At 57.1% G+C, this 6,251-nt stretch carries 8 protein-coding genes; 4 read left to right on the forward strand and 4 right to left on the reverse strand.

Going from position 1 to position 6,251, the window contains the following annotated elements:
- Nucleotides 1-12: 12 nt before the first annotated feature.
- The 3 genes from AC2FNU_RS23475 to AC2FNU_RS23485 all read left to right on the forward strand — a co-directional run bounded on the left by AC2FNU_RS23475 (nt 13) and on the right by AC2FNU_RS23485 (nt 1,827).
- Entirely contained in the window at nt 13-282 is a 270-nt protein-coding gene (locus AC2FNU_RS23475) for a DUF2160 domain-containing protein (RefSeq protein WP_496793479.1), read from the forward strand.
- 65 nt (nt 283-347) lie between these two features.
- Nucleotides 348-743 (forward strand): BlaI/MecI/CopY family transcriptional regulator, encoded by a 396-nt coding sequence (locus AC2FNU_RS23480; protein WP_496793447.1) that lies wholly within the window; start codon nt 348-350, stop codon nt 741-743.
- Nucleotides 730-1,827: a M56 family metallopeptidase gene (locus AC2FNU_RS23485; RefSeq protein WP_496793452.1), complete on the forward strand. Its 1,098-nt coding sequence runs from the start codon at nt 730-732 to the stop codon at nt 1,825-1,827. The genes AC2FNU_RS23480 and AC2FNU_RS23485 overlap by 14 nt, the downstream gene beginning before the upstream one ends.
- A 10-nt stretch (nt 1,828-1,837) precedes the next feature.
- Here the strand turns inward: AC2FNU_RS23485 and AC2FNU_RS23490 are convergent, their stop codons facing one another.
- Nucleotides 1,838-3,241, reverse strand: coding sequence for an MATE family efflux transporter (locus tag AC2FNU_RS23490; protein ID WP_496793457.1), 1,404 nt, complete (start codon nt 3,239-3,241; stop codon nt 1,838-1,840).
- Between the two features lie 191 nt (nt 3,242-3,432).
- Between AC2FNU_RS23490 and AC2FNU_RS23495 the strand changes: the two genes are divergently transcribed.
- The gene (locus tag AC2FNU_RS23495) at nt 3,433-3,858 is read left to right on the forward strand and encodes a VOC family protein (RefSeq protein WP_496793463.1); all 426 of its coding nucleotides are present in this window, start codon (nt 3,433-3,435) and stop codon (nt 3,856-3,858) included.
- A gap of 44 nt (nt 3,859-3,902) precedes the next feature.
- Here the strand turns inward: AC2FNU_RS23495 and xylA are convergent, their stop codons facing one another.
- The 3 genes from xylA to AC2FNU_RS23510 all read right to left on the reverse strand — a co-directional run.
- Nucleotides 3,903-5,210 (reverse strand): xylose isomerase, encoded by a 1,308-nt coding sequence (gene xylA, locus AC2FNU_RS23500; RefSeq protein ID WP_496793466.1) that lies wholly within the window; start codon nt 5,208-5,210, stop codon nt 3,903-3,905.
- A 10-nt stretch (nt 5,211-5,220) separates the two neighbouring features.
- On the reverse strand, nt 5,221-6,018 hold the full coding sequence (locus tag AC2FNU_RS23505; RefSeq protein ID WP_496793470.1) for an ATP-binding cassette domain-containing protein: 798 nt from the start codon (nt 6,016-6,018) through the stop codon (nt 5,221-5,223).
- Nucleotides 6,018-6,251, reverse strand: a 234-nt coding sequence (locus AC2FNU_RS23510) for an ABC transporter permease subunit (RefSeq protein WP_496793475.1), incomplete at its 5' end; no start/stop codon positions are given. The genes AC2FNU_RS23505 and AC2FNU_RS23510, both read right to left, overlap by 1 nt.

Here is a 6,251-nt window from a genome sequence, read left to right on the forward strand (position 1 = left end):
CCCGATTTCTGGATGGCCTGGACGCCAGCGACACTCGCCCTCTTCGTGGGAACCTTCTCAGCCATCGCCCTGATCGGCCTGCTCGAAGGGTTCAAGTACCGCGATGGGATCGAACGGCGTGGTGTGCTGGGACTTACGACCACATTGGGCGACCGGCTGTTCATCACCTTACTGGGCTCAGCCTATATCTTTCTCGCGTGGCTCGGGATCGTCGGACAACCGGTCTGGACGCCACTTTTCCTCTCCATCGGCTGGGGCGTTTTTGTGTTCTGGAAAGTTTAGACTTTGAGAAATCGCGAAAGGATGCTTGTCTGTCAGGCATACGAACCATGACGACACCGAGATCGATGCGAAAGAAAAAGACGACAAATCTGCTGACCGAGGTCGAACTGGAGTTCATGAACGAACTCTGGGCCCTCGAGGAAGGCTCGGTGCGCGATGTCCTGGACCGCCTGCCCTCAGACCGCAATCTAGCCTATACTTCTGGTGCCACGATCCTGCGCATTCTGGATGAAAAGGGTTTTGTAGAAAGCCGTAAGTCAGGCAAAACCCTGATCTATACGCCGCTTCTGGAAAAGGACAGATATCAGGCCCGTTCGCTGCAAAACCTGTCCCGCACCTTGTTCGATGACACGCCTGCCACGCTGGTGGCCCGGCTCGTCGATGATGCAGGGCTGAGCGAAGCCGACCTGGAGGATATTCGAGCGCTGGTAGAGAGGAGACTGCAAAATGACAGCGGTTAGACCGGTTCTCGACGCATATATCGAACTCAACATCGTGCTGGCATTGTCGGCTGCCATCTGGTTGATGGCACGCGTCGCCCTGACCCGCACGACTTTGCGCCATGGCTATGTCGCACAGTTACGCGCACTCAAGTTTCTGTGCATTTGTATTCTGATCAGCCCTTTTCTTGCATTGGGCGTATCGTCTTTGGCCGCTCACGCGTGGCCGGGAAGCGCGGTCGCCCTTGGTGACATCGCGGTTGCCGCTTATCTGCGCGGCGACATCGCCATGCCTGCCGTGCAGTTCGAAGCACTGCTGAATACACGTGAAAGATGGGTTGATCTTGCTTTGTCAGGACAACAGCCCGTTTTCATCTCACTCGCGGCCCTGTTCGCTTTTGTTGCGGCTGTATATGCCGTTCGTGCTTTTCGGGACGCCGTGATGATCAGACAAACAGTCAGGTCCAGCTTCCTTTGGCGGCAATCGGCAAAAGTGGATATCCGCCTGTCGGATCGCATCACCGTGCCATTCGCGGTGCGCGGGCTGCGCCGCCGTCATGTCGTTCTGCCCAGCCATCTTCTGGACACACCGCGCGAGCTGCGCTTTGCGCTGGCCCACGAGTTTCAACACATTCGCGCAGGCGATGTGGAATGGGAACTCGGGTTTGAACTTCTGCGCCCTCTGCTATTCTGGAACCCCGCATATCTGATGCTCAAGTACCAGTTCGGCCGCTTGCGTGAGTTGGCATGTGACCAATCCGTTGTCGCCCGCAAAAGGATCGATGCGCGCGAATACACAGCGTGTCTGCTGGACTATTGCGCACGTACTCTTTCGACAAAAAATCCGCGTGTCCTAAACGTCGCCTTTGTGACCGGTGGAAAAGCCAAGCGCGTGTTACGTCAGCGTGTGATTGCATTGACGGATGCACAGCCCGCCGAAGCCCCCCTACCTGCGCTGTTCCTCGGCATGTCACTGACCTTTGCCATCCTTTTGGCGTTGGGTGCGGCTTCGATCCAGCAAACTCAGGACTGGAGTCATGATCGCCTGATGCTGTCGACGGTCGTCAATCTGGAACGTCTTCAGGCGCGCAATCAGGGCAACTGATGCCGCTGCCTTACCAGCCGCGGCGCCCAAACAGGGAATGGATTCGCCCCTGATCCACAAAAGGTTCGGGCGCGTGTGACCGCCCCAACCGCGCCACAACACGCTCGACCAAAACCCAGCTGATGATGGCGAAAATAACGCCGCCAAAGGCTTGGCCCAACAGAACGCCCGATGCCCCGGCAAGACTGGACCCGATGGTTGCGAAAACCCACGTTCCAATAGTGTGTCGTCCCCAATTGATCCAAGTGGAGTAAACCGGATGCCCAAGGTTGTTGAAGCTGGCATTCGCGACGAAAATCACGCCATTGAAAAACGAGGCCAGCGCCAATGGTCCGCAGAACAGATAAATGAGCACCCGGGTTTCCCCTTGGGCCGCAAACAAGTCTGCAATAGGTGCGCGAAGAAGAAACAAGATCGCGGCCATGCCAAGAACGTAAAGTGCAGTGAACTTGATCCCTGCCAGAAAGGCGGCGCGTACCCGGTCAATCTTCTCGGCCCCAAAGTTCTGTCCTATGATTGGACCTATTGCGCCCGACAGGGCAAAGATGACCGAAAAAGCCACCGGTAGCAGTCGACCAATGACGGCCATACCCGCCACCGCATCGGTTCCGTATTGGGCGATCTCCCGCACTACGATCGCATTCCCGATGGGCGTGGCCACGTTTGTCAGAACGGCAGGAATTGCGATGGCACGAACCGGACGCAAATCATGAGCCACCTGTTTCAAAGACGGGCGCGCAAACCCCTGATGAACCCTTAACGCGGGCCATAACGCTGCCCCCAGCATGCACAACCGCGCCAGAACCGAGGCTATTGCCGCCCCGTCCAGTCCCAGCCCCACAGCAAAGATAAGGATCGGGTCCAGAACCGCATTCACCACGCCACCATAGATCGTGGCCATCATTGAACGCCGCGCATCGCCATGGGCACGCAGCACGGCCATGGCCGCCATGGCAATCGACATGACGCACATTGTCGGCAAGATAATCGAGACATAGCGCGTGGCCAGCCGCAGAACCTCACCTTCTGCACCAAGCAATGACAGCAAATGACCAAGGTTCAACAAAACCAGAACGGGTACGACCAACCCGACGATCAGTCCCAGCACCGCCACACTGGAGGCATAGTGCCTTGCCTGTTCCGCCCGCCCTGCCCCAAGTTCTCGCGCAACCAGCGCCCCGGCAGAAATCGACAGGCCGATATTGATCGCATTGGTGAAAAACAACAGCGTTCCAGCGTACCCCACCGCCGCAGCCAATGCGTCGTTGCCCAGCATCGAAATGAAGACCATGTCCACAAAATCGACGGCAAAAATTGCCATCAGACCGATACTTGTCGTCAACGACATGCGGGTGACATGCCGCATCAGGCTGCCGCTCAGGAATACGGCTTCGGTTTGAGATTGGTTGGACATTCTAACCTGTTGTGCTCGGAGTCTTACCGAGCCAGCATCACAGATCACCGCCACGCGTCAACGGTTTCGTTCCGGCCTATGTGGTCGCGGTTGAACACCCGACGCAACCCGCCATTCCGTTTTGCCATCCACAGCCCCATGAGGACGTGTTAGAACTGCCGAAACACCAATTGTCCGAGGCGAGGCAGAGCATGAAACTGGAATTCCACCACATCAACTTCGTGGCTGATGATGTTGATCGTATGCATGATTTTTACACGAATGTTCTGGGTCTGGATGATATTCCGCAGGACAATTTTCCCCGCACCGAAGCTGACAAAGATAGCGGCTATGACGGCAAAATCCGCTTTGCGACCGAGGGCAACATGCAGATGCACTTGGCCCAGCGCGCCTTTGACGTGGCCTTCAAGAACGGGCGGGTGATCAACCCTGTCGAGCGCGGCCACATCGCCTTTCGCACCGATGATCTGCCCGCCTTCCTGAAGCTGCTGGATGAGCGCGGTATCCCTTATTCCGACTATGGCACCACTTTTGCGAAAGAGTGGCATCAGGTGTTCTTTCACGACCCCGAAGGCAATGTGATCGAAGTCCACCAGCAGGTCGTTCAGAACGACTGATCCGCAAAGGGCGGAACCAACCGCCCTCTCCCGGATTCCGTTCCTCAGACAAATCTGTTGACGTAGTTTTCCAGTATTTCCTGACGCCCCGATCGTGGTTGAGGATTGATCCCCTCGGCCAATACCCGCGCGGCAATCTCGTCCAGGCCCGAGGCCAGCATCGCTTGCGCCTCGGGCGTCTTCCAGCCCGCATACCGGTCCGCCAGCGCTTTTTCCAAACCGCCATCTTCAAGCATCGCAGCTGCGGCTTTCAGACCCCGGGCACAGATGTCCATCCCGCCCACATGTGCGGCAATCAGATCTTCGGCCTCGATGGATTGCCTGCGCAGCTTGGCGTCGAAATTGGTGCCACCAGTGGTGAACCCGCCCGCTTTCAGGATGTGGTAATAGGCCAGCGCGACTTCGGGCGTGTTGTTGGGGAACTGATCCGTATCCCAACCCGATTGATAGTCGTTCCGGTTCATATCGATGGACCCCAGCATCCCTTCGGCCGCTGCCACGGCAATCTCGTGTTCAAAGCTATGCCCGGCAAGGATAGCATGCCCCTGTTCAAGGTTCAGTTTGACCTCATCCTCAAGTCCATATTTGCGCAGGAACCCGATGCAGGTGGCGGCGTCAAAATCATACTGGTGTTTTGACGGTTCTTGCGGCTTGGGCTCAACAAGGATCGCGCCTTTGAACCCGATCTTGTGCTTGTACTCGACCACCATGTTAAGGAACCGGCCCATATGATCCAGTTCAGCCTTTATGTCAGTGTTGAGCAGCGTCTCATAGCCTTCGCGCCCGCCCCAAAGCACATAGTTCTCACCGCCCAGCTTGTGGGTGGCGTCCAGGCAGGATTTCACCGTGGCTGCCGCAAACGCATAGACATCCGGGTCAGGGTTTGTGCTGGCACCGCCCATCCAGCGGCGATGGCTGAACATATTGGCCGTGCCCCACAGCAGCTTGGTGCCCGTCGCCTGCATCTTTTCACCGATATAGTCGGTGATCTCGTTCAACGTGCGCAGATTGTCCGCGAAATTCCCTTGTTCAGGGCGAATGTCCGCATCGTGCCAGCAGAAATAAGGCTGCCCCAGGATCTGAAACATCTCAAAGGCGATATCGGCCTTCATCTTAGCCCGGCCCATGTCATCCTGCGGGTGCCAAGGGCGTTCGAAAGTGGGGCCGCCAAACGGATCTCCACCCTCCCACGCAAACGAATGCCACCACGCCACGGCGAAACGTAGGTGATCTTCCATACGTTTGCCCATGACGATCTCGTCCGGGTTGTAGTGACGAAATGCGAGCGGGTTCTTGCTGTCCTCGCCCTCGAATTGGACCTGTTCGATTTCCTGAAAGAATCCGCTCGTCATCTTGCTCACCTCATTCCGCCTTTTCGCCGGGTTTCTTGCCCAGAATGATCATCGACAACAGGTCGTCGTCAGTGACATCAGGGATGTCGACGGTGCCAACCAATTGCCCGTTCTTCATGACCGAGGCCCGGTCGCACAGCTCCATTACCGCGTGCACATCATGGTCGATCAAGAAAATCCCGATGCCCTGTGCCTTGAGCTGTTGGATAAGGTCCGCCACCATCTGGGTTTCATGCGGACCCAGCGCTGCCGTTGGCTCGTCCATGATCAGGATGCGTGCGTTGAAATACACCGCGCGCGCAATGGCCACCGATTGCCGCTGACCGCCCGACAGGGCCGAGACCGGATCGTTGAACTTCTGAAAGTTCGGGTTCAGCTGCGCCATGATCTTGCGGCATTCAGCTTCCATCGCGGCATCGTTGACCAGACCGAAGGGTGTGACAATCTCGCGCCCCAAAAACAGGTTCGAACTTGCATCCAGATTGTCCGCCAGCGCCAGTGTCTGATAGATCGTCTCGATGTTGTTGGCCCGCGCGTCACGCGGGTTGTTGATCTCAACCTTCTTGCCATCAATCAGGATTTCGCCGTGGTCCATCTGATAGGCACCCGATAGCACCTTGATCAGGGTGGACTTACCGGCCCCGTTATGACCCAAAAGTCCCACAACTTCGCCCGGATAAAGATCGACCGAGACATGGTCCACCGCCTTGATACCCCCGAAGGAAATCGAGATATCGCGCATTTCCACAAGCGGAGGCTGGCCGGAGCCACGGCCCGAAGCTTGGTTCTGTATTTCTTGAGCTTGCATCATTTCGCCCCCAGACGTTTGCGATAGACGATGTCGATATAGACCGCCAGAACCAGCACGGTGCCGACGACGATGTTCTGGAACGGGGCATCCACTCCGACCATGGCCATGCCAGATTGCAGCGCCTGCATGATCAACGCGCCAAGGATTGCGCCATAGATCGTACCGATACCGCCAGACAGCGCGGTTCCACCGATAACGGCCGCAGCAATCACACGCAGTTCATCCAGCGT

Source organism: Ruegeria sp. BHSB064, from assembly GCF_059613205.1.

Coding starts and splice junctions, on each gene's coding strand:
- AC2FNU_RS23490 (WP_496793457.1), bottom strand. CDS start 3,241: ATGTCCAACCAATCTCAAACCGAAGCCGTATTCCTGAGCGGCAGCCTG.
- AC2FNU_RS23485 (WP_496793452.1), top strand. CDS start 730: ATGACAGCGGTTAGACCGGTTCTCGACGCATATATCGAACTCAACATC.
- AC2FNU_RS23495 (WP_496793463.1), top strand. CDS start 3,433: ATGAAACTGGAATTCCACCACATCAACTTCGTGGCTGATGATGTTGAT.
- xylA (WP_496793466.1), bottom strand. CDS start 5,210: ATGACGAGCGGATTCTTTCAGGAAATCGAACAGGTCCAATTCGAGGGC.
- AC2FNU_RS23505 (WP_496793470.1), bottom strand. CDS start 6,018: ATGCAAGCTCAAGAAATACAGAACCAAGCTTCGGGCCGTGGCTCCGGC.
- AC2FNU_RS23480 (WP_496793447.1), top strand. CDS start 348: ATGCGAAAGAAAAAGACGACAAATCTGCTGACCGAGGTCGAACTGGAG.
- AC2FNU_RS23475 (WP_496793479.1), top strand. CDS start 13: ATGGCCTGGACGCCAGCGACACTCGCCCTCTTCGTGGGAACCTTCTCA.